Genomic DNA, 25,695 nt, shown 5'->3' with positions numbered 1-25,695 from the left:
CGAAAGCATAAGCTCACTTAAAACAGGCGTTTCCATAATTTTATAACACCTGATAGGATCTTGTCCCATCTTTCTTTGAGCTGCAGGCTGGAAAGCTTTGGTCCAAGCCATCGCCATAGCGGGCGCGTAAGCGGACCGAGCATAAAACGCAGCAAAAGCCAGAACGGACGAACCAATTGTAGCACAATTTTTAACAGGAAAATAGTGAGCGCGGTCCCAAATCCGATTAAGACGCGGATCAACCGGTATAACAGGACGATCGGCTTCACGATTAGAAGGTCAAATGTCCGCAGAGTGAACCGGATGAGGGCTCGTACCGCATCAATCAGCCATTTTACCGTACGGATGACCGGTTTGCTCAGCAGCCAATAGTAACATAACACGCCAATAAGCAAGCCGAGGAATACATACGCCCGCACCTCGCCATAGTTGCTGGCGTACAGCACACGAAATACAAGGAGCGATGCGGCCAGCCAGTACGCCATATCGAGTACAGGCAGCGTCCACCGCGGAAAGCGCAATTCATTCGACACAACCCGGTATCCGTCGAAGATCACGCCCATCCCGATGCCCGACAGCAGCATCATCCCCATTGTGAGAAACTGTAGGCTTAAGGAGGTCACTTAAACAGCTTTCCGAATAAGCCTTTAGTTTTGGTAGAGGTATTGGCGTCCAAATAGGCGAGTGAATGGACATACCCCTCGATGGCAACTAGGTTTTGCTCCAGATTGAGATGCTTGATATGCAGGTTTTGCCCTTTTATCATCAGGAAGCCAAGTTCGGTATCGAGCAGAAACTCTTCGCTGTCGAAACTTTCCACATTTAGTACGCCGGTAATTTCGAGCAGCTTGCGGTTCAGCATTTTGACTTCCTGCCGCTTCTGCCCTTTGCTTTGTTCAACCATTGACCCGTCCCTCCACTTCGAAAGCATAGCTTGAGACTAGCTTATGGGGGTTGGACGAACTTTAGAACATCCGCGCGAGGGCAATTCTACTCTTTCATTTTCGGTTTCGCTAGAGCGCCGGATTGCCTCCGTCCCTTGCGCTTTTTACGCGCTTCAGCTGCGCCACGATAATGACGCTGATGACAACAAGCAGGAACCAGGAGCTGATTTTCCCCAGGTGGACAATACGCCAGGTATGCTCCTGATCCGGATAGGCCCATGCTCCCATAAACGTCGATATATTTTCAGCCAGCCAGATGAAGAAGCCGATAAGAAGGAAGGACAGCACAACATGCATGCGGTATTCCCGGCCCCCCACCTTGTAGGCAAAGGACGTCCGGTAAAAGACGATAATCAACAGAAGCGTCAACAACCACCGCAAATCCCACATATAGTGATGGGTAAAAAAGTTCAGGTAAATAGCCGCGCAGACCATTACGGCATAACGCTGCCGCGGCCATCCGTATACGGAAATCGACAGCCTCCTCCATGCCTGGCAGATGTAGCTCGCTACGCTGGCATACATAAATCCGCTGTAGAGCGGTACCCCAAACAGCTTCGACCACCCTTCGCCCGGATAAGACCAGGAGCCCATATGCACTTTATACAGCTCGAGCATCAGTCCAATAATATGGAACATGCAGATCACTTTTAACTCGTCGATGGTCTCCAGCTTAAATACCACCATCCCAACCTGGGCAAACAGGCAGATCAGCAGAAGCAAATCGTAACGATGAACGTAGGGTACGGATATTACCTTTGTTAAAGCGAGCGACGCGAATATAATAACCGGAAAAATACAGGACATGGCCTGCTGATAACCAAAAATAAAAAGCTGCCAAATTCGGCGGATCCAGACGACATTCAATAAGGGCTGCAATTCCAAAGGTATGCCCCTCCTCTGCATAATGGAAATCACCATTAAGGTAACATAATGATTTATCGTTTTACAATAAATATTTAATGATATCATTGATATGTTTGTTTTCATAGAAACAAAAAGAGCATTTCTCTCTAGAGAGAAATGCTCTTTTCCTTAACCAGTTATGCCGTTACGGCAGCTTCTTCAGCCGCCTGGGCAGCCGCCGCATATTGCTCTGTTCTAATCTTGAGATAGAGCACAAGAGACAGAATAACTCCAATCAGCGATACCCAGTCTATGAACAGGTAATAAAGCGTAACCGTAATCCCGTTGATAACCCCCGACTCTAGCAGCAATTTGCTTGCACCCAAGCCTAGGAGAAAACTAAATAGATTGATGACAACGCCAAGCCCGAGAAAACGCCAGAATTGTCCTTCGGCCATATTGCGGCTGCTCTCGAGCGGATTCGTCACGGAAGTATTCTCGATAGAGACCACTGCGGGAAGCAGCAGAAGCCTTACGTACATGAACAAACCCGGAATGACGAACAGCAGGAGCCCCGCCGAAAAAATGACGCATTGCAGAAAATTATACATGATCATCCGCAGCCACTTGCGGAGCCCCCACCGGTAAGCATCGGTTACGCGGCCCTTGCCGCCCCGAAGTCTCTCAATCAAGTAGTAAACGACAACGGGGGTCAGCAAGGTTAGGAATAGCTGAGAGATAATGATGTCCTTAAGAATATTATCGATAGACAGGTTGGAAAAACCGTAACAGATTATGAGCTCAACCGGCACGATCGTAATTGCCGTTATGAGCATCAGCACTGCCGCATTTTTAATAAAGAGAGAAAAGGTCAGTCCCAATACACCTCCGCCCTTTGATGGACGGATTTCAGGCAAATTCGTCATGGCTGGAATCAAGGCTTGTCTACCTCCCGGGCATCAAGGTGAAACGTTTATGAGAAACGAATATAAACTCTTAGAATTGAAAAAAAGAGCTGCCACTAAAGGTGACAGCTCTTTTTTGTTTACCAGCCGAGGTTATCCTCGCGCGGGCGTTGTTCTTCCTTGATCAAAGTGTAAAGCTCACCGGCTTCATCCTTACGGGTCGTTTCGGCAATTCGTTCGACACGAACGGTCACCGTCTTCTGTCCGTATTGGATCGTAAGCTCATCCCCTGCTTTTACCGTGCTGCTAGCTTTCGCTTCACGGCCGTTGATCCATACGCGTCCTTGCTCGGACACGTCCTTTGCTACCGTACGGCGCTTGATCAACCGGGATACTTTGAGGAATTTATCCAGACGCATGAATTACTTGATAGCGTCTTTCAGTTTGTTGCCTGCTTTGAATGCAGGAACTTTGGATTCTGGGATGGAGATTTCTTTACCCGTTTGCGGGTTGCGGCCAACGCGGCCGGAACGTTTACGAGTTTCGAAAGTACCGAAGCCGATCAGTTGTACTTTATCTCCGCCTGCAAGCGCGTCAGTAACTTCGCCGAGGAAGCCGTTCAATACGGCTTCTACGTCACGTTTAGTCAAACCGCTTTTTGTTGCAATGTTGTTGATCAGATCTGTTTTGTTCATTATTAATATCCTCCTAAATTCAATTCGCCTGTTTTGTTCGGTCAGCGCTGCTACTGGGCGCTGCCGTTTGTTTGGTAATTTTAAGCATAGACACAAACACGTTGATACTTATTCTGCTTGTCAGTAAAAAAATCCTGCTGCACGAGTAAAAAAATTTACCGAAAGATGCAGAAATGTTGCGATTCGTGGCGAATCCGAGGCTCTATTGTCGCTTCGCTTCTTCCCACCAACGATCCATTTCTATTAAATCAGTCTGGTCAAAAGTTTTGCCGTTTATACGAAGCTGCTCCTCAATATAAGAGAATCGGCTCTTAAATTTTGCATTGGTGCGAGAGAGTGCTTCCTCAGGATCCGCGTGGATAAAGCGAGAAGCGTTCACTACAGCAAACAGCAAATCTCCCAGCTCTCCTGCCTGCTCTTCCGAATCCTTCGAATCTATCGCCTCGCGCAGCTCGCGAAGCTCCTCTTCTATTTTGGTCAGAACCGGTCCTAGCTCCTCCCAATCAAAGCCAACCTTCGCCGCTTTCTTCTGAAGCTGGTAGGCCTTCATAAGCGCCGGAAGATCCTTCGGAATGCCGTCCAGCTGCGATTTGCGTGCATCGGCTTCGCCTTTGCGCTTCTTCTCCTCCGCCTTCATCTGCTCCCAGTTGCCAAGCGCTTCGCTGGCATCCCCGGCGCTGCGGTCGCCAAACACATGCGGATGGCGGAAGATCAGCTTCTCGTTTAAGCCCTCGATAACGTCATAGACAGAGAAGGCTCCCGTCTCCTCTTCCATCTGGCTATGCAGCATGACCTGCAGAATCACATCGCCAAATTCCTCCCGCATATTGTCGGGATCATCGTTATCAATGGCTTCAAGCGCTTCATACAGCTCTTCAATGAAATTCTTGCGGATGGACTGATGCGTCTGCTCGCGGTCCCATGGACAGCCTTCAGGACTGCGCAGAATAGCAACGATCTCATGCAGACGGTCGAACGTACGGTTAAGTACAGCATCCTCCTCCGTACGAGGTACCCAGATCAGCGACAAATTGCCGAAGCCAGGCGTCCGGTCAAGCTCATACAGCGGAACCTTAAGGATCTGTTCTTCGCCCGTTACTCCAAGCGCGTGACCAACAACAACCTCATAGTCATCCGGATAACGCTCCATCAGCGCAAGCTTTACATCCGATGCCGTATAAGCATCATAGACCTGCCCAATAATCGTATGTACGCGCGGCTGCACGTGAGCCGCCTTCAGCTCGGCCGCATCAAGCAGCGCAAAGCCTTCGATCGGGTCAATGCCAAGACGGATAAAGGCTTGGTCAAGGAAGCTCTCACCGCCAATAATTTCGAGCCTGATATCAGCCGGCGAACAGCGCTCGCGCAGCAGCTGCACCGTGCGCTCCGCTACCATCGGATGCCCCGGCACGGCATACAGGACTGGCGCGGATGCCTCCTGCGCCTTGCGGACAAGCGTATCCGCTATTGTATCATAAACCTCCGGAAAGGTGTCATGCTGTTCATAAACGCTGTCAAAGGACGTGTAAGCCAGCTGATGCTCCCGCAGCAGTGACATCACCGGATGCTGCTCCGTCCGGACATAAATCGCCTCCGCCTCCTGCAGCCTCCGCCACACGCCAAGCGTTAATTGATCGGGATCGCCCGATCCCAGGCCAACTACCGTTATCGTTTGTGCCATTTTCGCAATGCTCCTCCCTGCCACATGCAGATTCTACACGTAGTATACCATTTCTTGCGCGGGGATTAATAATCGGGTGCCGGATACGGCAATTAGCGCGGCAGGGATGCGGCGCAGCGACCGTGGAATCAGGTATACTAAATGCAATAAGGAACGGAGAAGGAGAGGGCTGATCGTGAAAATCGTTATAGCACCGGATTCTTTCAAAGGCAGTTTGTCCGCTGCTGCAGCGGCTGAGGCCATTGCTCAAGGCATATCGCGGTGCGTGCCGGATGCCGACATCGTCAAGCTTCCAATTGCTGACGGAGGTGAGGGAACGCTCGACAGCCTGCTCGCCGCAGCGAGTGGTGAGCGCATAACCGTAAACGTAACCGGCCCGCTTGGGACAAGCGTTAGCGCTTCTTACGGAATAATCGGACAGACGGCCGTTGTTGAGATGGCGGAAGCCTCCGGCCTGTGCTTACTGACGGAGGAGCAGCGTAACCCAGCCCTGACGACAACCTACGGGACAGGCGAGCTTATTCGCCACGCGCTCGACCATGGGTGCCGGCGGTTTCTGCTCACCGTAGGCGGCAGTTCCACCAATGACGGCGGAACCGGCATGCTGCAGGCATTAGGGATGCGTCTGCTGGATCAGCAGGGCAATTCCGTCCCGCCCGGCGGAAGAGCTTTGGCTGATATAGCGACGATAGACGATAGTCTTTGGCATCCGCGCATTGCGGATTCTTCTTTTGTTATTGCCACTGACGTGCAAAATCCTCTTATCGGGGAACAAGGGGCGTCACGCGTCTTTGGACCGCAAAAAGGCGCGTCTCACGAAATGGTAGACCAGCTTGAGCAAGGGATGACGGTATGGGCTGATCTAATCGAAGCGAAGACGGGAATCCGACTCCACGAATACCCCGGCGCAGGTGCAGCTGGCGGCCTGTGCGGAGCCTATCTGGCCTTCTTCCCCGCTTCCATTCGCCGCGGAATTGATGTGGTTCTGGAGCATGTGCATCTGGAGGAGCATATAGACGGGGCTGATCTCGTTATAACCGGAGAGGGCCGTATCGATCACCAGACGGCCTCCGGCAAAGCGCCGATGGGCGTCGCCCAACTAGCCAAGAAGCACGGAATATCTGCGATTGCGTTGGCGGGATCCGTCGGCTCCGGCATTGATGTCCTGCATGCGGAGGGCATCAGCAGCGTGCATAGCATCATGAATACGCCAATGACCTTGCAGGAAGCGATGGAGCATGCCCCCATCCTGCTTGAGCAGACGGCCGAGCAAGTTTTCCGTACTTTCCTGGCAGGACGCGTAAGCAAACGATAAGGGACCGGAGGTATATTCGAAATGAAATATGAGTGGAAAAAGAACGACAAGTCCCTCTATCTGCCCAAAAATGTCCCAACCGTCATTGAAGTCCCTCCAATGAACTATTTCACGCTTAAAGGCAAAGGCAATCCCAATTACCCGGAATTCGCAGAGGCTGTCGGAGTCCTCTATTCCTTGTCCTACACCGTAAAAATGCTGCCTAAAAAAGGAGCTGCGCCGGAGGGATATTACGATTACGCCGTTTTTCCGCTCGAGGGTATATGGGATCTGGATGAAGAAGCCAGGCAAGCTGCCGTTCTGGATAAAGATAAGCTTATTTACTCCCTTATGATCAGACAGCCCGACTTTATAACGGAGACATTGGCACAAGAAGTCATAGAGACCGTATGCAAGAAGAAGCCCCACCCGCTCCTAAGCAACGTAACGTTCGGGAAGCTGGATGAAGGTCTCTGCGTACAGATGATGCATCACGGTCCTTACGATGATGAACCGGCCAGCTTCGACAAGATGGAGCAATATTGCGAGGAACAGGGGCTCAAGCGACTCTCCAAGCTGCATAAAGAAATTTACATATCCGATGCCAGAAAAACGCAGCCGGAGAAACTAAAAACCGTCCTCCGTTTCCAGGCGGGGCGCAATTGATCTACAGTACGTGACTCTACTGATTGACGCATATGCAATCTCAGTCCAGGATTGTATCTCTTTCGGTTGCTGTTGCCGTCTTAAAGCTTGAACAAGCTCGTAAACGAGGCTTTTAGACGGCAAAGGCAAGCGCTCCGCTCCTTAAAGAGTTACAATCCCTCCCCTCCATCAATTGCTTTATAAACCACAATAGGCTACCCAATAACCCGGGCAGCCACATTATTGTTATGGCGGCCTGAGTCCACCAGGCCTGCAATTAAAAAAATTAGGCCGCCCAATTGGAGTGGGCGGCCTTAATTTGCCTACAAAAACCGCGCTGTGTGCGGTTTTTGATCGCGATGCGATCGATAGATAGGGTAAAGGAAATATACTTACTGGAAGAGCGTAGCGCTTGCCTTTGTACCCATGAAATCTCGCCTGAGCGAGTTAATTCAAAATTTCATGGGTACAACAGCAACTGGAAGAAAGTATATTTTCTGCCCCCGCCCACCATCGATCACCTCGCATCACTTATATGCAGGCAGCCAATCACCATGAGCCTCGATCAAATCGTCGCACAAAGCCACAATATCATCCATGGACAGCTCCGCCGAAGTATGAGGATCCAGCATAGCGGCATGGTAGATATGCTCTTTCTTCTGCGTCAGCGCTGCTTCAATCGTCAACAGCTGCGTATTGATGTTCGTGCGGTTGAGCGCAGCCAGCTGCGGCGGCAGATCGCCGACATACGTCGGATTGATGCCCGAGCGGTCAACAAGGCACGGAACCTCTACGCAAGCTTCCTTCGGCAAGTTGGTAATCAGGCCGGTGTTCATGACGTTGCCGCCGATTTTGAACGTTTTGCCCGTTTCAATCGCTTCCATGATATGCGATGCGTACTCATGGCTGCGCTTATGCTCGATATTGCTGTTCGCGAGCAGCGATTCCCGCATGCTGTTCCAGCCTTTGATCTGCTCGATGCAGCGGCGCGGGTATTCGTCCAGCGGAATGTTGAAGCGGTCAACCAGCTCCGGATAATTGCGTTTAATGAAATACGGATGGTACTCTGCATTATGCTCCGACGATTCCGTAATGTAGTAGCCGAACTTCAGCATCATTTCGAAGCGTACCATGTCATGATGCTTCTCCTTCTGCTTTTCCGCCGCACGGCGCTTGATCTCCGGATACAGATCCACGCCATCCTTCTTCACTTCAAGCAGCCAGGCCATATGGTTGATGCCCGCAATCTTGGATTCCACGCCCGTAGCGTCCATCTCCAGGCTTTTGAACAGATCGGACACGCAGGCCTGTACGCTGTGGCACAAGCCAACCGTTCTAACGCCGCCCGCCGTCGACAGCACATTCGTCAGAACCGCCATCGGATTCGTATAGTTCATGAATAGGGCGTCCGGACAAACCTCGCGCATATCCTTTGCAAAATCAAGCACAACCGGAATCGTGCGCAGGTTACGGAAAATACCGCCGATGCCAACCGTATCGGCAATCGTCTGGCGCAGCCCGTATTTTTTCGGAATTTCAAAATCCGTGATCGTACAAGGATCGTAGCCGCCAACTTGAATAGCGTTGATTACATATTTCGCTCCGCGGAGCGCTTCTTTGCGGTCAGAATAAGCTTTAACCACACAGTTGCTGCCAAGCGATTGTTTCATATTCAACAGCAGCTGCTCGGAATCGCGCAGACGCCCTGCATCAATATCGAATAAGGCAAGCTCAAAGCCTTGCAGCGGCTCCGTTAACATTACGTCACCCAGTACATTTTTCGCGAACACCGTGCTTCCCGCACCTAGAAAAGTAATTTTAGACATCTTAGCTTCCGCCTCCATTTTCGTAAAAGGAATTGACTCCTCCACTATATATCCGAAGCGGATAGGCGAACATGGCAAAGCCTCTTATTTATTTGTCATAATCCCATTTCCTTATGACGAGCAGGCCATCGGGCTTTATAATGATGATATAAGCTGTGTACCATCCAAACTGGAGGGAACCGCCCTATGCCGTTATCCGAAATTTATCTGCCCAGTCCGGCAACAGAGCGTTATATGGACTTAAGCTTGTTATTTTGGGGCAAACAGGATTGCGATCCCGGGCACTATTGGGGTCCCGGTCTGCGCGATATGTATATTATTCATTACGTCCACAGCGGCACCGGCCAATTCCGGCTAGGCGAGCTCAGCTATGAGCTGCATGCCGGACAAGGCTTTCTAATCATTCCGGGTTCGCTTGTGTACTACAAAGCAGATGAGGACAACCCCTGGACTTACTCCTGGGTAGGACTTAAAGGACTTCATGCGAAATCACTGCTGCAGCGTGCCGGGCTTAGCCCTGCAAATCCGATATTTGACGCGACGGAGCAGAAGGACTTTTTCGAATCCGTCTATGAACAATGCCATCAAGCCCTAGAGGATCATCCCGGCAGCGGGGATCTATTCAGTCAAAGTCTTCTGTACCAATACATGGCCCGGCTAGTCGCCTGCAATAAGCAGCCCTCTGCTCCGGCGCATGCCGTGAATACGAAAGAAGCCTACATCAATAAAGCAGTTGCCTTTATCGAGAACAGCTACAGCCTTCCGATCTCCGTTCAGGACATCGCGAATTTCGTGGGACTCGACCGTACTTACCTGTCCGGCTTATTCAAGGCGCAGCTAGGTGTCTCCCTGCAGGCCTTCCTGCTCCGTTTTCGGATGAACCGGGCCGTTGAGCTTCTGCATCATCAAGAGCTTACCATTGGCGACATCGCCCGCTCCGTCGGCTATACCGACCCTTTCCTGTTCTCGAAAATGTTCAAGAGAGTGATCGGCAGCTCCCCCCGGACATCCCGGGATCATATCAACCGCACCGCCACATGAAAAGGCTTGGTTTCCGTTACGATGCAACCTGCAGTCGGTTAACGGGAACCAAGCCTTTAATTTTCGCCCTTATTATTGTTCCATTTGTTTCGCCAGGAAGCCTGCCGCCGTCTCCACCATTTTGGTTTCCATCTGCGACATTTTAACCGCATCGTCTTTGCTGAGCAGGACTACGGTACCGATTGGATCTCCTCCTGCAACGATTGGTGCTGCTACATAAGCGGAGTATGTGTCATGCAAATCCTTAACGATCTCGTATGTGCCGGAAGCGCCTTCAGTCGTCTTGCGGTTATCCATACATCCTTCCAGAATGGAGCCGATCTGCTTCTCCAGCAGTTCTTTTTTCGAAGCGCCGGCTACGGCAATAACCGTATCGCGGTCTGTAATAAGGGTAACGTGGTTGGTGCTCTCGAATAAGGATTCGGCATACTCTTTGGCAAAGTCGCCAAGTTCACCGATTGGAGAGTATTTCTTCAGGATCACTTCACCATCGCGGTCAACAAATATTTCGAGCGGATCTCCTTCACGGATACGTAAAGTACGGCGGATCTCCTTCGGAATCACCACACGCCCGAGATCATCGATGCGACGTACAATTCCAGTTGCTTTCATTTCTTGTTGCCCCACTTTCCTAGAGGATTTTAAGTCACTGGATACGATTAGCCTTCATAACAAGCGATTGCCGCCCTCCTCTTTATAAACCAAGGATTAAAGCGTTCTCGCGGAAAGAATGATTCAGCTAGCGGAGCGCCTATTCTAAAGCTGCCGTTATGCTGGTTGTGATTCGGCGGCTCTTATGTCTAGCGCGTTCGATAACGAATTCTTTTGTGAATCTGACCATAGTATTCATCGGCTCCCAATTTCTTATGCACGGCTATCCGCCGCTTCCTGCGGGTTTCCTGCTGAAGCCAGGCAATCTCGGACAGATGTGGTAAGACAATCCGTAAAGCACCATTTAAAGCATTCCCTTCTATGCCAAAAACCTTGCTTCATTTCCTTCTTTTTAATAATTAACCCCGCTAATTGTTCCACGTGAAAAAATCCATTCAAAAAAAATCCGCCGTTCCACCCCTTAAAGGATGGAACGGCGGCTGTCAAACATCACTCATTATTAACCGGATTATTGGGCGCTGGTTTAGGCAGCCTTCCGGCTTTGCCAAGCGCCTCCCGGAGCAAAAACTCGATATGCCCGTTTACGCTGCGGAACTCATCATTCGCCCATTGCTCGATGGCACGGTGTAAATCTGGATCGAGCCGGAGCGCAAAAGCTTTCTTTTCTTTCCCCATTGGACTGTCCTCTTAGGAGTACAGCGTGCCCGTATTAATAACCGGCGTTGCTCCCCGGTCGGATACAATGGCAACCATCAGATTGTTGACCATTGCCGCGCGACGCTCCTCATCCAACTCGATTCCGTTCTCCGCCAGCTGCTTCAAAGCGGAATCCACCATGCCAACCGCGCCTTCTACAATTCTTTGACGAGCCGATACGATTGCAATCGCCTGCTGGCGCTGCAGCATCGCATTTGCGATCTCCGGAGCGTAAGCCAAATGCGTCAGGCGGGTCTCCAGAACTTCTACGCCGGCTACGGCCAGACGATTCTGCAGCTCATTCATCATCTCCGCCGCTACTTCATCCGCATTGCCGCGCAGCGACTGTTGGACGGTATCGGAGAAGGTATCGTAAGGATATTGGGCAGCGATATGGCGCACAGCCGTCTCGCTCTGAATTTCCACGAAGCGTTCGTAGTTATCCACGTCAAAGGAGGCCTTAGCTGTCTCCGTCACTTTAAACACAACAACGGCGCCAATCTCAACCGGATTGCCTTCCGCGTCATTCACCTTCAGGGTCTGGCTGTTGAAGTTGCGGACCTTCATCGATACCCTCTTCTTGTTCGTGAACGGTACGACAATCCACAAGCCGCTCAAGCGGACAGTACCTACATACGTACCGAAGAATGTAATAACCTTCGCTTCATTCGGCTGAACGATTGTAAGCGAGGATACCGCTACGATAAAGACTACCTCAAGCAATATCCCAAGAACAATCAGAAACACATTCGGATCCAGCTGATCGGAGCCAAATATAATAAGTGCGATACCTCCGGCAAAAGAAACAATCGCGGCGAGCAATGCGAGGAATCCGTTTACGTGCCAAGCTTTATATTCCTTCATAAGAACACCCCTCATATTGTTTTGATATAATTATGATATCACTTTTTACAAAAACAAGAAAGTCTTTCATAAAAAAAAGCTGATCCATCATTTGCATGATGAGATCAGCTTCCTTTAAAGGCTTTTATTTAGCTGCCGGAGATTCCGATGCAGCCGGGGATTCGGACGCCGCTGGCGACTCCGAGGCACCTGGCGATGCAGATGCGTCTGGCGAAGTGGATGCTTCAGGAAGCGTGATTTTCACGTCTTGCTTCGGCATTTCATCCGTCATGAACGTATTCATGTGGTTGTAAGCCACCACGCTTTGTACTTCTTGCTTCTGCTCGTCCGTAATTTTGTCATAAGTCACTTGGTCGCGTTTCTCGACCAGGATCACGTGATAGCCGTATTCGGTCTCAACCGGATCACCGATTTTGCCTACAGGTTGAGTCAGGGCCGCATTTTTGAAGCCCTCTACCCAATCCGAAGCTTTCGCGTCTTTGTATTCGCCGCCGCTATCCTTCGAACCTGTATCGTCGGAATACTCTTTAGCAAGGGCTGTCCAGTCGCCGCCTGCATCAAGCTTCGCTTTCGCTTCTTTTGCACGGGCCAGAGCTTCCTCTTTCGTGCGAAGCGTCTTCGTCGAATCGGCAGGATCCGTTGTTGCTACGAGAATATGACGAACGGTTACCGGGTTGTAGTTGCCGATGTTTTTCTCGTACTCGGCTTTCATCTCGTCGTCCGTTACTTTCGAATTCATATGCTCAACCACAACCAGCATCAGGTTGAGGTAGGTTCTTACGTCAGCTGTAGATACTTTTTTGTCGTCCAGCGTCTTTTTCACGTCGGCATTCGTTTTGAGCGTATCTTCAAAGCTCTTCATCTGGTCATTCGTTTCATCGTCCGCTTTTTTGAGCGTTGCTTCCGTAGCTTGTTTAGCCAGGATCTTATACGAAACGAATTGCTGGAGCAATTGCTCTTTGAACTGCGGGATTGCAATCACTTGCTCGTAGCCCGGCTGCATGATGTTGAAGATATCCAGGTACTTGTTGAACTCCGCTTCTGTGACGGTGCCGTCTTTGTAGGTTGCAACGACAGTACCTTTGCCCGCCCCTGCGAAAGTGAGGCCCGTGGAGCCGCCCTCATTCTCTTTCTTGCCACCGCAAGCCGCCATGATCGTCATGACCAGCACTGCCGCGATTACGAGCAGTGCGCTTCTGCGCCATGTCGATTTGCGTTTTGTGTGCAACATGTTGAATCCCCTTTCAATTTGAGAAGTTTATTGTATTGTAACAGAAAACGACAAGGCTTGACCACAAGCTTGTAACAGCTGCCCCTTGCAAGGAGGAGCAGCCTGTTATTTTTATAAGCGGCGCAAGCTCGTTATATGGAAAATCATACGTTCACCTATCCTTAGCCTTTTGCGTCCTGCAGCGCTTCCTCGCCTTTTCTTGCATCCTTGAATTTCTTCAGGAAGCCTTCAAGAAGCTGGACTTTCTGATCCATCTCAAGCCCTTTGCCCCGCAGCAGAAGCGTTGGATATTCATCTTGAATCGCACCTTGGCGGAACCGGTTCTCGTACTGCACGCACAGCTGATCCACAAGCTTGCGGTCGATTCGTTTCTTCTCGCGTTCGCCGAAGCGGACAATAAGATCATCGCTCTTCTGGCTGATCTGTTCAATGCCGTATTGCGTGCCGTATACCTTAAGCCGCGCAACCGACAGCAGATTGTCCACGGCCTGCGGCAAGTTGCCGAAACGGTCGATCAGCTCCTCGGCCAGATCCTCCGCTTCGTCAATAGACGTGACGGTGGCTACTTTCTTGTAGATCTCGATCTTCTGGATGCTGTCGTAAATATAATCGGAAGGCAAGTAAGCGTCGATGCTGACATCGATCAGCGTGCTGACGCGGCGCTCTTCCTTCACTTCCACGCCTTCCATTTCCGCCTTGCGTTTCGCAATCTCGTCAGCCAGCATCTGCGAATACAGATCGAAGCCAACGGAAGCAATAAAGCCATGCTGCTCCGCCCCAAGCAGATTACCCGCTCCGCGGATGGAAAGGTCTCGCATCGCAATCTTGAAGCCGGAGCCCAGCTCCGTAAATTCCTTGATCGACTGCAGTCGCTTCTCCGCTACCTCGGTCAGAACCTTGTCCCGTTGGTAGGTGAAGTAGGCGTAAGCAATCCGGTTCGAACGGCCAACCCTCCCCCGCAGCTGGTACAGCTGGGAAAGGCCCATTTTGTCCGCATCGTGCACGATTAGCGTATTTACGTTCGGAATATCGACGCCGGTCTCGATAATGCTCGTGCTGACAAGCACATCGGACTCGCCGTCCAGGAAGTCCAGAATCGTCTTCTCAAGTTCCTGCTCCGACATTTGGCCATGACCGACCGCAACCTTGGCATCCGGCACAAGCGCATTGATCTGCTCGGCCATTTGATAAATCCCCTGCACACGGTTGTACAGGTAATAAACCTGCCCGCCGCGCGCAAGCTCCCGCTCAATCGCTTCGCGCACGAGCGAGGTGCTGTATTCGACGACGTAAGTCTGCACCGGGAAACGGTTCTCCGGCGGCGTCTCGATGACCGACAAATCGCGAACGCCCAGCATAGACATATGCAAGGTCCGCGGAATAGGCGTTGCGGTCAGCGTCAGCACGTCGACATTGGTCTTCAGCTTCTTGAGCTTTTCCTTATGCGATACGCCAAACCGCTGCTCTTCGTCGACGATAAGCAGACCCAGGTCTTTAAAGATAACATCCTGCGACAGTAAGCGGTGCGTGCCGATCACTACATCGACCGTCCCCGCCTTCAGGCCTTTCATCGTATCATTCTGCTCCTTGCGGGAACGGAACCGGCTTAATACCTGAATGTTGAACGGATATCCGGAGAATCGTTCCCGGAAGGTTTCGTAATGCTGCTGGGCAAGAATGGTCGTTGGCACTAGAATAGCTACCTGCTTCCCTTCGATCGCAGCCTTGAAAGCGGCGCGAACCGCCACTTCGGTCTTGCCGTAGCCTACATCGCCGCACAGGAGACGATCCATCGGCTGCGGCTTCTGCATATCCTTCTTGATCTCTTCGATCGCCCGCAGCTGATCGCGCGTCTCATCATAAGGGAATATTGCTTCGAATTCGTTCTGATAGGCCGTATCCTGACCAAAAGCAAATCCGGGCGCTGATTGACGTTCCGCATACAGCTTGATCAGGTCATCGGCAATGTCCTGGACAGATGCGCGAACTTTATTTTTCGCCCGTATCCATTCGCTGCCGCCCAGCTTATTAATCTTCGGCTCCTTCTCTTCGGAACCGACATACTTCTGAATCATGTCGACCTGCTCGACCGGTACGGACAGCTTATCGCCGCCGGCATACAAGATATGCAGGTAGTCCTTGTGAATGCCGCCGATCTCCAGCGTGCCGATACCGACGTATTTACCGATACCGTGATTCTGGTGAACGACATAATCGCCGACTTTCAGCTCGGTATAGCTCTTGATTCGCTCGGCGTTGTCGATCTTCTTATCCATCCGGCGCGCCTTGCGCTGCTTCTGCGAGAACATCTCGCCTTCCGTAATAATGACAAGATGGGAGGAAGGCAGCTCAAAGCCGGATTGAAGATTGCCTTCAATCAAGATAGGAGGCTCAATATGATAATCCTGCAGCACGCGGCGGATCCGGTCGAGCCGCTCGGCGTTGCCGCCCAGCATCATCACCTTCGCGCCTGTCTTTTTCCACCGCTCCATCTCCGCCTTGAGCACATTCATCTGCCCATGGAAGTTCTGCATCGCGCGGCTCGTCATATTTAGGATGTTTTGAGGCTGCGAATGCGGAATTTGGCGCAGGAAGAGCGACATAAACAGCGTTTGGAACTTCCGGTGATGCAGGATCTCATCCGATTCCCGGGCAAGCATAAAGCTTGGCAGCGATTTGCCGTTGGAGAGCAGATGGGTCGACCATTCCGCTTCATCCCGCTCCAGCTGGCGCCCCGTCTCGATCAGCCTTGTCGGCTCATCCAGGATAAGAACCGTATCGTCTGGCATATAGTCCAGAATGGTCTGTCTTTCCGGGTACAGCAAGGATATATATTTATAGATTTCAGGAAAATAGACATGCTCCCGCAGCTTCTCGATCTCACCGCCGATTTCCTGGCGGAGACGGTCCTTCGCCATTCGGTCCGTCATCTTGTCGAGCTGCTGGGCAAGGAGTGTTGCTGCATGCTCCGCTGCAGCGCTAAAGCGCCGCTGATCGGCAACAATCTCCTGACAAGGCGTTACGGTAAACGTCTGCAGGTTATCAAGCGAACGCTGGTCGGAAGGGTCGAAGGTACGGATCGAATCCACCTCGTCCCCAAACCATTCAATCCGGTACGCAAGCTCCGCCGTGAGCGGATAAAAGTCCACGATACCGCCCCGTACGCTCATCTCTCCTTTGGACTCCACGCGGTCCGCGCGGATGTAGCCAAGACCGGTCATTTGGCGCAGGAAACCATCCAGCTCGATCGTGTCGCCAACTTTAATCAAGATCTTCGCATCCGACATAACCCCTTTAATCGGCTGATAGCGCCGAATACCGGAGAACGGAACGACAACAATCCCGCGGAAGCCTTCGGACAGCTTGATCAGCACATCCATGCGCTGCGCCAGCGTCTCAGGACTTGAGATCGCCGCTTCGGCAGCTACCAGCTCGTTCGCGGGATATAACAATACATCATCGGCAGAGATGCATTCCTGCAAATCCTCTGCAATTTTCTGTGCGGCATACATATTATGCGTGACAACAAGCAGCGGACGGTCTAAATCATCCTTCACCGCCGCAACGAGTACTTGCCTGGAAGAGCCCGCAAGTCCCGATATCATCTGTTCGCGCATTCCTTTGCGGACGCCGGCTATAATCGATTGTACATCCGGATCCGCGGCAAAAGCCTGTACTAACGCTTTCAATCGTGAAGGCACCCCGTTTCTATACACAAGACAAAAGGCAAAGAAATAGAAGCATTATTTTACAATAAGAATCATCGAAAAGAAGCCTCAGCCAGATGCCAAGGCTACGAACACTATTGTGTTACGCTACTGCAGCGGATTTACGACGAGCAATAGCTCCGGGTTTGCTTCCAGCGCCTCGCGGCAGTAATCGCAAACAACCTTAACCGTAATATCGCCGTTCGAGTTATACGCTATTATATCGCTGCGCTCTTCGGGGGTCAAGAAATGGAAACCGAGCCTTGACTCGGAAATTTCCTTCTCCTCTATCGTCCCCATCGGCGTCCGGCAGTGCCGGCAAATATAGTTCACAGCCATATGTATGCCTCCTGAAGAATAGTTATACCCTTCAGTATGCCCGTTTTACCCGAGCTTAGGCGGTTACTTGTTAAACTTGGCCATCGTATTATCGAAGCTCGCCTTCAGACTATACTCCACCGCGTCGCAAGCCTGCTCAATCATGCTCTTCAAAGCTTCCTGCTCGCTCTTCGGGAAGTTATCCAGCACGTAGTCTGCAATGTTGCGGCCCGGCTGCGGGCGCGAGACGCCCATTCGAATCCGGTTGAACTGCTGCGTGCCCAAATGCTGAATAAGCGACTTGATGCCGTTATGGCCTCCTGCGCTTCCTTGATAACGAAGCCGGACTTTACCGACCTCCGTATCCATATCATCGTAAACAATAAGTCCGTCTTCCAGATCAGCCTTGAAGTAATCCATGAAGCCCCGGACAGATTCCCCGGACAGATTCATATAAGTCATCGGTTTGATAAGAACAACTTTCGTGCCCTGTACATTTCCTTCGCCAATCAAGGCCTTGCACTTGCTCTGCGTCACTTGAATGTTCCAGCGCCGAGCCAATTCGTCAATGACCATAAAGCCTACATTATGCCTCGTGCTTTGATAGGTTGTGCCGGGATTCCCCAGCCCTACAATCCACTTCATGCTATCCTGCTCTCCAATCTCATTTTGCGTATGTCTATATTCATTCTACACGATGGGCAATATTCCCTGCACGAAAGGAAGAAACGGTATCTTCCCGCGAAGGGCAGATACCGTTTATCCGTTGCTTTATTTTGCAAAATCGACTTCGTGCATTTGCGCTTCCGTGGAACGCGATACCGCTTCCTTCGCTTCTATTTCCTGCGCCTCTGCTTCCTCCGCCGTCAGGTCCTTCTGAGGTACCAGGACCGTCACAAGCACAGCCGAAGGATCGGTTACGATCGTTACGCCAGCCGGTGCCTGAACATCGCCAACCAGATAGCTGCTTCCCATCAGAAGGCCCGTTACGTCAACCGGAATCGAATCCGGAATGCTGCCCGGCAGACAACGCACCTCCAGTTCATGCAGCAAAGCCTGCACGATGCCGCCCTCACGCTCGCCCTGCGAGTCCCCGACCAGATCGATACGGACATGCGTCGTTACTTCCTCATTCATATTGATTTGCTGGAAATCAACATGTATCAGCTTACGCGACAGCTTCTCGCGCTGTATTTCCGCAATCATGACCGACTGTTTGCCCGCGCCCGGAATATCAAGATCGATAACCGCATTCGGGTGAGTGCGCAGCAGAGCGAGCAGCTCCTTCTCCTGAATGGCAACGGAAGCCGGGGAAGCAAGCTGTTTGCCGTAGACAATGCCAGGCACTCTGCCGCTTTCCCTCAAGCTGCGGAGCTCGCTTTTCATGGTTGTTGTTCTTTGTTCTGCCATCATCGGTATGGACATCGGGATAGGAACCTCCTAAAAGTCAATTTCCATATCACTTTGCCCAACCATTGGAAAACCTATTCTTTCTTGCTTCTTTCTTTCTTCGCTTTCGCGCGGGCGCGGATCTTATCCGCATAGCCGGCTTTGTTCTCCTGACGCTGGCGCGCAATCGCCAGATCCCCGGAAGGAACGTCATGAGTGATGGTCGATCCGGCTACGACATAAGCGCCCTCGCCAAGCTTCACCGGCGCGATCAGATTGACGTTGCTGCCTACAAAAGCGTTGTCGCCGATTTCCGTAATCGCTTTGTTGAAGCCGTCGTAATTGACCGTAATCGCTCCGCAGCCGATGTTAACGTCTTTACCGACTACGGCATCGCCCACATAGCTCAAGTGCGATACTTTGCTGCCGTCGCCGAGCGTAGCGTTTTTCAGTTCGACGAAATCGCCGACTTTACAGCCTTCGCCAAGCTTCGAACCCGGACGCAGGTTCGCGTAAGGACCAACCGTGCTATCCTTGCCCACAACGGAATCGGCAATCGTCGAATATTTAACGGCAGCGCCATTCTGAATCTCGGAATCGGTAATATCGGCCTGAGGCCCGATAACGCAGTCCTCTCCGATAACCGTTTTGCCGCGCAGAACGGTACCCGGATATATAATCGTATCTGCTCCAATGCGCACATCGGCTTCAATGTACGTATTCGCAGGATCAATAATCGTTACTCCTTCGATTAGATGCTTGCGGTTGATGCGTTCACGCATGAATCGTTCAGCATCCGCCAGCGCTACGCGATCATTTACCCCAATCGCTTCCGCCAAGTCCGGCGTGCAGTAGGCTTGAACCGTATCGCCCGCACCACGGAAAATACCAATGACATCGGTCAAATAGTACTCGCCTTGCGCGTTCTCATTCTTCACTTCTGCCAGGGCAGCAAACAGCTTCTTGTTGTCGAAGCAATACGTACCCGTGTTGATCTCCTTCACGGCCGCTTCTTCAGCCGAGCAGTCCTTCTGCTCGACAATGCGCAGTACAGCGCCGTCCGCGCCGCGAATAACGCGACCATAACCGGCAGGGTTATCGAAAGATGCCGTCAGAACCGTTGCAGCCGCGCCGCTGGATGTATGAAGAGCCAGCATCGATTGGATTGTCTCCGCACGTACAAGCGGTGTATCGCCGCAAATGACGATCGTTGTGCCTTCCTCCGAACCGAGAAGCGCCTCTGCCTGGCGGACAGCATGGCCGGTGCCAAGCTGCTGCTCCTGCAGCACGTATTCCGCGCGGTCGCCGAGGAAGCCTTTTACCATCTCCGCCCCGTGGCCAACGATAACAACCGTCCGCTCGCTCTTTGCTTCATTAACCGTATCGAGCACATGGCCAACCATCGGTTTGCCGCTTACTTGATGAAGAACCTTATATAGTTTCGATTTCATCCGCTTGCCTTGACCGGCAGCCAATACAATCGTCATAACCTTCAATTGTAATTCCTCCTACACTACCTATTTTAGATGATTGATATTTATAAGTTTTGTTGTCCTATGAATAAAATACGCAAAAATACGCATCCCGCCACCAAAGGGCGGCAACCGCCGTCCTACCTGACGCGACCGTTTCACCTTGAATTCTAAGCGTATATAGGCTGTGCCATATAAAAAATGGGCTTTGAATTCTCCGGATTGAAACGCGTCCAGCTACCTGATTGACGTGACCGTTTCACCTTGTTAAAGATAATATCCCATTATACAAAAAAAGAAAAGAGAGCCTCACGGCCCTCTTTTCTATTATCCCTTTGCTGGAACGGCCTCTGCCGTCCCGACAAAGGGACGCAATTCCGTTACTTAAAGGATAGGCTTAAGCTCCTTCTTCAATTGCCACTTCTTCCACTGCCGCACGCTCGTATTCAGCGAGTACAGCAGCTTGGATTTTCTCCCGGGTCGTCGAAGAAATTGGGTGAGCGATATCCCGGAATTCTCCATCTGGCGTACGTTTGCTAGGCATAGCCACAAACATGCCATTGTTACCATCGATGACGCGAATATCGTGAACAACGAATTCATTGTCAATGGTGATGGAAGCAATAGCTTTCATACGCCCTTCCGAATTTACACGGCGGAGTCTGACATCAGTAATTTGCACTTGTGTTCACCACCTTTGCCTATCTGAGACTTGGTGTATACTTCCACATTTTTGTGCAAATTCCTTCTATTTTTTTGGAAAAATATGCGATATTTAAAATATTTTTTTACAGATAATTTTTTTTCGTTTCTATTCGACAACAGTCGATGCAATGAGCTCGATTTCGACAAGTACATCCTTCGGAAGCCGCGCCACTTCAACCGCGGAGCGTGCTGGCTTATGTTCGCCAAAGTAGGAAGAATAGATGCCGTTAACAATTGCAAATTGATTCATATCTTTCATAAATACTGTTGCTTTTACAACATTATTTAATGTTACTCCTGCTTCTTCTAATACTGCCTGTAAATTACGGAAAACCTGGTGAGTTTGTTCTTCAATTCCGCCCTCTACCAATTGACCCGAAGCATCCAGCGGAATTTGACCGGAGGTGAACAGCAGGTCCCCTACCTTAATAGCCTGCGAATACGGCCCGATTGCAGCAGGCGCTTTATCTGTAGCAATTACTTGCAGCTTCTTGTCTGTCATTTCCAATTCCAACCTTTCTATTCATGTAATTCCAGCATATACGGATGCGCCGTAACGCTTTCTTATTTGAAATAGTTGCCCGGAATAACTTTCGTCTGCTTCGTCTTCAGATCAACGGCCGTCAATGTCGCAAGCGATACGTAATCCTCAAGCAGGCGCTCTTCATGCTCCACCTCGCCTGATTCTACAAATACCCCAACGCCCGCTACGGTCGCCTTGAATTCATAAAGCAAATCCATCATCCCTTGAATCGTACCGCCGGCTTTCATGAAGTCATCAATAATAAGGACGCGGGACTGCTCCTTGAGGGCGCGTCTGGCAAGGGACATCGTCTGGATCCGCTTGTTGGAGCCGGAAACGTAGTTAATGCTTACCGCCGAACCTTCCGTCACTTTATTATCTCGTCTAACAATCACAACCGGCAGGTTGAGGCAGGCCGCGGTTGCATAAGCAAGCGGAATCCCTTTGGTCTCAACCGTCATAATCACGTCAATATTTCGGTCGGCAAAAGCTGTCGCAAACATTCGTCCAACATCGGCCAGCAGCTCCGGTTGCCCCAGCATATCGGTCATATACAAATAACCGCCCGGAAGTACCCTCTCAGGCTGTTCCAGTTGGCGGCAAATGTTGTCCATAATCGATAAAGCTGTAGAGGTATGCATCTTAGGCGTGTATTTCACGCCTCCTGCAGCACCGGCAAGCGTATTTAATTCGCCGAAGCCTTCTTCTTCGAAGACCTCTTTTATAATGGCCAAATCTTCGCTGATGGAAGATTTTGCAGACTGATAGCGATCAGCAAATGCTGTGAGCGAAATTAACGTGTGGGGACGACTCAGCAAATATTGCGTCATCTCTACCAGTCTTGCACTTCGCTTCAATTTTTTCAAAGCCATTCCCCCCACTAAATCCGAATAATATAAAGTCAATATAACATTTTTATACGGATTTAATCAAGAAAAACGTCAGCATTATGTCAGCATTCTTACCACGTAGACTTCTTTGCAAAATCCTCGAAGCCCATTATAGATACGTGGAAGCTTGGCTTCCTTCGAGACTAGACCAAACACCGTTGGTCCGCTGCCCGACATTAGGACGCCATCAGCACCTAGCTTTTGCATGCTTTCTTTCAGCTGCAGCACTTCCGGATATAAATCCAAGGTTACATTCTCCAGTACATTGCCAAGTCCGGCGCAGATATCCGAGAACGAGCCGCGTTCAATGGCCGATACCATATCCTTCGTTGAAGGATGGTTCTTCAGCTCATTGGCGCGCAGTTTGCCGTATACATCGGCCGTTGATACGTTAATCGGAGGCTTGGCCAATACGACCCAGCATTGCGGCGGATTACTGATCCGCTCCAGCTTCTCCCCGCGTCCGCGGGCAATCGCGGTACCGCCCGTTACGCAGAACGGTACGTCGGAGCCAAGCTCCGCGCCAAGGCGGCACAGCTCGTCCTCCGAAATATTCAGCTGCCACAGGCGGTTCAGCCCGCGCAGCGCAGCTGCAGCGTCGCTGCTGCCTCCGGCTAGCCCCGCGGCTACCGGTATCTTTTTGTCCAAATGTATATAAACGCCCTTACGGACGTCGTAACGCTCTTTGATCAAACGCGCAGCCTGAAAGGCGAGGTTCTTCTCGTCAAGCGGTATGTATCCAGCCTGGCTCGATATAATAATCGTATCCCTCGGCAGCTCCTCCAACTCTAGACGGTCAGCCAGATCGACCATCGTCATGATCATCTCGACTTCATGGAATCCGTCCTCCCGCTTCCGCAGGACATCAAGCAGCAGATTGATTTTCGCCGGAGCTTTTTCGTAAATTTTCATGGCAAGCTCTCCCGTTCGTTGTTAGCTAAGCAACATTATAACAAACGGGCACAAGAAAAGCTAAGAGGTCAACGCCGGCCTTAAACGCCCCGCTCTCTTAGCTTTTCCAACGGCTGAATTTCCTGTTTATTGCTGTCCGTGGTTTCTGGCTGCGGCTTGCTCTGCAAGCTGAATCGCGCGCTTCACCATGTTTCCGGCATCCTTTGTGCTAATACCGCCCCAGCCTTCTTGTTCCACCTTGTTGATGAAACCCAGATCCTTCGCCAGTTCGTATTTCAGCTGCTCGGACATGACACTTCTTCTGCGGCCCATATTCCGTGCACCTCCTGTCCTTAGAAAGGTATGTGATTGCGGTTTATTATGCGCTATGCAGACGGTCGCTTATACAGCCTCCTGACATTATGTAAAACCGAATATGAAAAAAAACGCGAATCCGTTTGATCCGCGTTTAAAGCATGCTGCATGCATCTATTGTTGAATATGGGTGATTCGGACTTGACCTTCATCATTGCACACGGTCACTTCAACCGACTCTGTCAGTATATCCGCATAACTGTAGGAAACGCGCTTAAACGCGTGAGACTCCTGGTCCAGTTTGACAATGAAAACAGAAGGGTAGATTTCTTCTAACGTGCCGGTGCGTTCGATGGTCTTTCGCCGGCCACCGTTAGCTCGAAGACGGATTTTGGAGCCTACGTGAGCTTCCAAATTGCGTTTAATTTCCAATAGCGCGTTTTTTGCCATTGTCCACTACCACCTCTTTCCTTGTCCATTATAACCAGAAAGAGGGGGTTTGTCAAATGAAGCAAAATATTATATCAGCGTTTTTATTTTCTTGTCAACGGTTTTTTCGCCCATTTTTTCGAATTTGATGCATATTCGCAAAAATATTGTACATATTAAGACGTTATCTTCATACTTGCCGTGGAATGAGTCACTTTTTTGGGCTTCGGCAGCCCCATCCGGTGCCGTCCCATCGTCTCAATTCCGCCTACCCCGTCAATCCCGCTGATGGTCCCGTGAATCACGTCCGAGAGGTTGATCGACTCCCTGACAGAGGTATAGCTTGCTTTAATTGCAATATAAACAGGATCCAGCGCGTGGATCAATATTCTTCCTGGGGAGCTCGCAAAGTTAGAGCCCGATTGCAGCAGCGCTTCGAAATGCGATTGGCATGCTCCGGCCACCACGACAAGCCCATCCATGTTTTTCTCGTATTGGCGCGCTACGCGTACGGCATTTACGAAATGCTGCGAATTCTTGTAGCTGCTTAGACTATACAAATCTTCACCCTCGCGATTCTTGAGGACCCCGTCATGACCGGTGATCACAACGATATCCGGCTTAACCTGCGGCAGCAAACGATACAGCAGCTGTGCCATTTGCGATTCATGAGCATGCACGCCATGTGCGGGAACCTTCATCGTTTGGTACAACTGCATGCTTTTCCGTAAGTAGTTGCCGTCCCCGTCCAGATGAAGCACCTTGCCCGGCAATTCAAAATAAGACTGGCTTTGCTGTTGCAAAGCAGCCCGGTCGGGGCTCGATAACACCGTAAGATGCGCTTTTTCTTGTCGCATCCGTTTAAGAGAGTCGTTTACTTTAATCTTCACTTGTTGCCGCGCGCTTGTCGATTCCGGGTCACGAACAACCGACAAGTCGGGAATTGGCGCATCCGCAAGCAATCGGTAATCCGTGCCTTTTAATAATGCTTGATCGGATCGCATCTCTTCAACTCGGAACAGCACGTCACCGCCATAGGAATTGCGGACGACCAGGTCCCCTTGTTTCATGGGTAAATCACCTCTTCGTCTATCGTATGGGTGGAGGGGGCGGAATGTGCGGAGAAAATTGTGCGGATGGGCTTGGGCAAGGACACATGGACTCCGGCTGCCGCATTGAGGGACGGGGTAACTCCCAACGGCCACTGTTGCCTGTACATTGCTTGAACTTATGCCACATGGGTGGCAATGTACAGACAACGGCGGACGTTCCGCTCCTTATGGGAGTTACCCCTTACCCTCTTTGCGGGTAGCCTGTGCCTCCCAATTGCCTCTCCACATTCCTTGTGGGAGGCCGTGGCTGCCGCGCTGCTGCGCCTGGCGCGGCGTAATGGTGGGCGGGCAGCGTTGCCTGCCCACTGTTGTATAACGCACGTGTGATGCCACAAATCCCTTGTGACACACACCGCTGCTCCACGCGCCTGCGATGGTAGCCTGCAGGTATCTCAAATGCGTGAATGACCCCAGCCGCCGCGTCTGTGGCCGTTAGGCAAGTTCCACACTTAAAGGACGATTATCTGGCTCTACAGCACTCTGTGCCGCCTTTGCGGCTCTTTGTACGAACTTCGCCCACCGAATTAGCCCACTGGTCGGTTGCTTCACTTCATATGAACGTCCTGAGGAACACAGATTGTTCCCCTAAAAGTAACGATTTGCGTTATTCGCTGCTCAAGCTACATACCCTTATTCCGTCTCTTATGTATTGCCCGGGTAATCA

Annotated in this window: 27 protein-coding genes; 3 read left to right on the top strand and 24 right to left on the bottom strand. The window is 51.0% G+C overall.

The window, feature by feature from the left end:
- Nucleotides 1–17 precede the first annotated feature (17 nt).
- The 7 genes from yabQ to mazG all read right to left on the bottom strand — a co-directional run bounded on the left by yabQ (nt 18) and on the right by mazG (nt 5,071).
- Nucleotides 18–623, bottom strand: a complete 606-nt coding sequence (yabQ, locus tag PJDR2_RS00290) for a spore cortex biosynthesis protein YabQ (RefSeq protein WP_012772056.1) — start codon at nt 621–623, stop codon at nt 18–20.
- Entirely contained in the window at nt 620–904 is a 285-nt protein-coding gene (gene yabP / locus PJDR2_RS00285; RefSeq protein WP_012772055.1) for a sporulation protein YabP, read from the bottom strand. Before yabP ends, yabQ begins: the two co-directional genes overlap by 4 nt.
- A gap of 109 nt (nt 905–1,013) precedes the next feature.
- Nucleotides 1,014–1,850 carry a DUF817 domain-containing protein gene (locus PJDR2_RS00280; RefSeq protein ID WP_083777986.1) on the bottom strand — a complete coding sequence of 279 codons (837 nt, stop codon included), beginning with the start codon at nt 1,848–1,850 and terminating at the stop codon, nt 1,014–1,016.
- Between the two features lie 137 nt (nt 1,851–1,987).
- Nucleotides 1,988–2,728 carry a hypothetical protein gene (locus tag PJDR2_RS00275; RefSeq protein WP_012772053.1) on the bottom strand — a complete coding sequence of 247 codons (741 nt, stop codon included), beginning with the start codon at nt 2,726–2,728 and terminating at the stop codon, nt 1,988–1,990.
- A gap of 107 nt (nt 2,729–2,835) precedes the next feature.
- Entirely contained in the window at nt 2,836–3,114 is a 279-nt protein-coding gene (locus tag PJDR2_RS00270; RefSeq protein ID WP_012772052.1) for an RNA-binding S4 domain-containing protein, read from the bottom strand.
- A 3-nt stretch (nt 3,115–3,117) separates the two neighbouring features.
- A complete protein-coding gene (locus tag PJDR2_RS00265) occupies nt 3,118–3,390 on the bottom strand; it encodes an HU family DNA-binding protein (protein ID WP_012772051.1) in 273 nt (90 codons plus the stop codon).
- A 202-nt stretch (nt 3,391–3,592) separates the two neighbouring features.
- Nucleotides 3,593–5,071 carry a nucleoside triphosphate pyrophosphohydrolase gene (gene mazG, locus PJDR2_RS00260; RefSeq protein WP_012772050.1) on the bottom strand — a complete coding sequence of 493 codons (1,479 nt, stop codon included), beginning with the start codon at nt 5,069–5,071 and terminating at the stop codon, nt 3,593–3,595.
- Between the two features lie 175 nt (nt 5,072–5,246).
- Here mazG and PJDR2_RS00255 point away from each other — a divergent pair, with 175 nt between their 5' ends.
- Complete coding sequence (locus tag PJDR2_RS00255) at nt 5,247–6,386, top strand: glycerate kinase (protein ID WP_012772049.1); 1,140 nt, start codon at nt 5,247–5,249, stop codon at nt 6,384–6,386.
- Nucleotides 6,387–6,407: 21 nt separating this feature from the next.
- Nucleotides 6,408–7,031: a GyrI-like domain-containing protein gene (locus tag PJDR2_RS00250; protein ID WP_012772048.1), complete on the top strand. Its 624-nt coding sequence runs from the start codon at nt 6,408–6,410 to the stop codon at nt 7,029–7,031.
- A gap of 506 nt (nt 7,032–7,537) precedes the next feature.
- On the opposite strand, the gene PJDR2_RS00245 is transcribed toward PJDR2_RS00250, so the two are convergent.
- Entirely contained in the window at nt 7,538–8,836 is a 1,299-nt protein-coding gene (locus PJDR2_RS00245; RefSeq protein WP_012772047.1) for an alpha-glucosidase/alpha-galactosidase, read from the bottom strand.
- Nucleotides 8,837–9,022: 186 nt separating this feature from the next.
- Between PJDR2_RS00245 and PJDR2_RS00240 the strand changes: the two genes are divergently transcribed.
- Nucleotides 9,023–9,877 (top strand): AraC family transcriptional regulator, encoded by an 855-nt coding sequence (locus tag PJDR2_RS00240; RefSeq protein ID WP_012772046.1) that lies wholly within the window; start codon nt 9,023–9,025, stop codon nt 9,875–9,877.
- A gap of 72 nt (nt 9,878–9,949) precedes the next feature.
- On the opposite strand, the gene spoVT is transcribed toward PJDR2_RS00240, so the two are convergent.
- The 16 genes from spoVT to yabG all read right to left on the bottom strand — a co-directional run bounded on the left by spoVT (nt 9,950) and on the right by yabG (nt 24,989).
- The gene (gene spoVT / locus PJDR2_RS00235; protein ID WP_012772045.1) at nt 9,950–10,489 is read right to left on the bottom strand and encodes a stage V sporulation protein T; all 540 of its coding nucleotides are present in this window, start codon (nt 10,487–10,489) and stop codon (nt 9,950–9,952) included.
- A gap of 489 nt (nt 10,490–10,978) precedes the next feature.
- Nucleotides 10,979–11,164: a hypothetical protein gene (locus PJDR2_RS00230; RefSeq protein ID WP_012772044.1), complete on the bottom strand. Its 186-nt coding sequence runs from the start codon at nt 11,162–11,164 to the stop codon at nt 10,979–10,981.
- A 12-nt stretch (nt 11,165–11,176) separates the two neighbouring features.
- Nucleotides 11,177–12,049, bottom strand: coding sequence for an SPFH domain-containing protein (locus tag PJDR2_RS00225; RefSeq protein ID WP_012772043.1), 873 nt, complete (start codon nt 12,047–12,049; stop codon nt 11,177–11,179).
- Nucleotides 12,050–12,173: 124 nt separating this feature from the next.
- Nucleotides 12,174–13,280 carry a peptidylprolyl isomerase gene (locus tag PJDR2_RS00220; protein WP_012772042.1) on the bottom strand — a complete coding sequence of 369 codons (1,107 nt, stop codon included), beginning with the start codon at nt 13,278–13,280 and terminating at the stop codon, nt 12,174–12,176.
- 161 nt (nt 13,281–13,441) lie between these two features.
- On the bottom strand, nt 13,442–16,969 hold the full coding sequence (mfd, locus tag PJDR2_RS00215) for a transcription-repair coupling factor (RefSeq protein WP_012772041.1): 3,528 nt from the start codon (nt 16,967–16,969) through the stop codon (nt 13,442–13,444).
- 126 nt (nt 16,970–17,095) lie between these two features.
- The gene (locus PJDR2_RS00210) at nt 17,096–17,326 is read right to left on the bottom strand and encodes an anti-sigma-F factor Fin family protein (RefSeq protein WP_012772040.1); all 231 of its coding nucleotides are present in this window, start codon (nt 17,324–17,326) and stop codon (nt 17,096–17,098) included.
- Nucleotides 17,327–17,389: 63 nt separating this feature from the next.
- Nucleotides 17,390–17,950 carry an aminoacyl-tRNA hydrolase gene (pth, locus tag PJDR2_RS00205; protein WP_012772039.1) on the bottom strand — a complete coding sequence of 187 codons (561 nt, stop codon included), beginning with the start codon at nt 17,948–17,950 and terminating at the stop codon, nt 17,390–17,392.
- A 126-nt stretch (nt 17,951–18,076) separates the two neighbouring features.
- Nucleotides 18,077–18,730 carry a 50S ribosomal protein L25 gene (locus tag PJDR2_RS00200; RefSeq protein WP_012772038.1) on the bottom strand — a complete coding sequence of 218 codons (654 nt, stop codon included), beginning with the start codon at nt 18,728–18,730 and terminating at the stop codon, nt 18,077–18,079.
- Nucleotides 18,731–18,789: 59 nt separating this feature from the next.
- On the bottom strand, nt 18,790–20,190 hold the full coding sequence (gene glmU / locus PJDR2_RS00195) for a bifunctional UDP-N-acetylglucosamine diphosphorylase/glucosamine-1-phosphate N-acetyltransferase GlmU (RefSeq protein WP_012772037.1): 1,401 nt from the start codon (nt 20,188–20,190) through the stop codon (nt 18,790–18,792).
- 373 nt (nt 20,191–20,563) lie between these two features.
- Nucleotides 20,564–20,848 carry a septation regulator SpoVG gene (spoVG, locus tag PJDR2_RS00190; RefSeq protein ID WP_012772036.1) on the bottom strand — a complete coding sequence of 95 codons (285 nt, stop codon included), beginning with the start codon at nt 20,846–20,848 and terminating at the stop codon, nt 20,564–20,566.
- 129 nt (nt 20,849–20,977) lie between these two features.
- Nucleotides 20,978–21,373, bottom strand: coding sequence for a RidA family protein (locus PJDR2_RS00185; RefSeq protein ID WP_012772035.1), 396 nt, complete (start codon nt 21,371–21,373; stop codon nt 20,978–20,980).
- Between the two features lie 62 nt (nt 21,374–21,435).
- Complete coding sequence (purR, locus tag PJDR2_RS00180; RefSeq protein ID WP_012772034.1) at nt 21,436–22,260, bottom strand: pur operon repressor; 825 nt, start codon at nt 22,258–22,260, stop codon at nt 21,436–21,438.
- Between the two features lie 81 nt (nt 22,261–22,341).
- Nucleotides 22,342–23,196 carry a 4-(cytidine 5'-diphospho)-2-C-methyl-D-erythritol kinase gene (ispE, locus tag PJDR2_RS00175; protein WP_012772033.1) on the bottom strand — a complete coding sequence of 285 codons (855 nt, stop codon included), beginning with the start codon at nt 23,194–23,196 and terminating at the stop codon, nt 22,342–22,344.
- 126 nt (nt 23,197–23,322) lie between these two features.
- Nucleotides 23,323–23,508 carry a small, acid-soluble spore protein, alpha/beta type gene (locus PJDR2_RS00170; protein ID WP_012772032.1) on the bottom strand — a complete coding sequence of 62 codons (186 nt, stop codon included), beginning with the start codon at nt 23,506–23,508 and terminating at the stop codon, nt 23,323–23,325.
- Nucleotides 23,509–23,664: 156 nt separating this feature from the next.
- Complete coding sequence (veg, locus tag PJDR2_RS00165) at nt 23,665–23,940, bottom strand: biofilm formation stimulator Veg (protein WP_012772031.1); 276 nt, start codon at nt 23,938–23,940, stop codon at nt 23,665–23,667.
- A 155-nt stretch (nt 23,941–24,095) separates the two neighbouring features.
- The gene (gene yabG / locus PJDR2_RS00160) at nt 24,096–24,989 is read right to left on the bottom strand and encodes a sporulation peptidase YabG (protein WP_012772030.1); all 894 of its coding nucleotides are present in this window, start codon (nt 24,987–24,989) and stop codon (nt 24,096–24,098) included.
- Nucleotides 24,990–25,695 lie beyond the last annotated feature (706 nt).

Origin of the sequence: Paenibacillus sp. JDR-2, assembly GCF_000023585.1 — a bacterium.
GTDB lineage: Bacteria > Bacillota > Bacilli > Paenibacillales > Paenibacillaceae > Pristimantibacillus.
This window is presented reverse-complemented; position numbering and strand designations above follow the sequence as displayed.

Excerpts from the sequence above, each read along its gene's own strand:
- yabG (WP_012772030.1), bottom strand. The coding sequence starts at position 24,989 with ATGAAACAAGGGGACCTGGTCGTCCGCAATTCCTATGGCGGTGACGTG.
- PJDR2_RS00240 (WP_012772046.1), top strand. The coding sequence starts at position 9,023 with ATGCCGTTATCCGAAATTTATCTGCCCAGTCCGGCAACAGAGCGTTAT.
- veg (WP_012772031.1), bottom strand. The coding sequence starts at position 23,940 with ATGGCAAAAAACGCGCTATTGGAAATTAAACGCAATTTGGAAGCTCAC.
- PJDR2_RS00170 (WP_012772032.1), bottom strand. The coding sequence starts at position 23,508 with ATGGGCCGCAGAAGAAGTGTCATGTCCGAGCAGCTGAAATACGAACTG.
- yabP (WP_012772055.1), bottom strand. The coding sequence starts at position 904 with ATGGTTGAACAAAGCAAAGGGCAGAAGCGGCAGGAAGTCAAAATGCTG.
- PJDR2_RS00230 (WP_012772044.1), bottom strand. The coding sequence starts at position 11,164 with ATGGGGAAAGAAAAGAAAGCTTTTGCGCTCCGGCTCGATCCAGATTTA.
- PJDR2_RS00245 (WP_012772047.1), bottom strand. The coding sequence starts at position 8,836 with ATGTCTAAAATTACTTTTCTAGGTGCGGGAAGCACGGTGTTCGCGAAA.
- ispE (WP_012772033.1), bottom strand. The coding sequence starts at position 23,196 with ATGAAAATTTACGAAAAAGCTCCGGCGAAAATCAATCTGCTGCTTGAT.
- spoVT (WP_012772045.1), bottom strand. The coding sequence starts at position 10,489 with ATGAAAGCAACTGGAATTGTACGTCGCATCGATGATCTCGGGCGTGTG.
- PJDR2_RS00210 (WP_012772040.1), bottom strand. The coding sequence starts at position 17,326 with ATGGCTGTGAACTATATTTGCCGGCACTGCCGGACGCCGATGGGGACG.
- PJDR2_RS00200 (WP_012772038.1), bottom strand. The coding sequence starts at position 18,730 with ATGTCCATACCGATGATGGCAGAACAAAGAACAACAACCATGAAAAGC.
- PJDR2_RS00220 (WP_012772042.1), bottom strand. The coding sequence starts at position 13,280 with ATGTTGCACACAAAACGCAAATCGACATGGCGCAGAAGCGCACTGCTC.
- pth (WP_012772039.1), bottom strand. The coding sequence starts at position 17,950 with ATGAAGTGGATTGTAGGGCTGGGGAATCCCGGCACAACCTATCAAAGC.
- PJDR2_RS00185 (WP_012772035.1), bottom strand. The coding sequence starts at position 21,373 with ATGACAGACAAGAAGCTGCAAGTAATTGCTACAGATAAAGCGCCTGCT.
- PJDR2_RS00280 (WP_083777986.1), bottom strand. The coding sequence starts at position 1,850 with ATGCAGAGGAGGGGCATACCTTTGGAATTGCAGCCCTTATTGAATGTC.
- mazG (WP_012772050.1), bottom strand. The coding sequence starts at position 5,071 with ATGGCACAAACGATAACGGTAGTTGGCCTGGGATCGGGCGATCCCGAT.
- PJDR2_RS00225 (WP_012772043.1), bottom strand. The coding sequence starts at position 12,049 with ATGAAGGAATATAAAGCTTGGCACGTAAACGGATTCCTCGCATTGCTC.
- PJDR2_RS00265 (WP_012772051.1), bottom strand. The coding sequence starts at position 3,390 with ATGAACAAAACAGATCTGATCAACAACATTGCAACAAAAAGCGGTTTG.
- PJDR2_RS00270 (WP_012772052.1), bottom strand. The coding sequence starts at position 3,114 with ATGCGTCTGGATAAATTCCTCAAAGTATCCCGGTTGATCAAGCGCCGT.
- PJDR2_RS00250 (WP_012772048.1), top strand. The coding sequence starts at position 6,408 with ATGAAATATGAGTGGAAAAAGAACGACAAGTCCCTCTATCTGCCCAAA.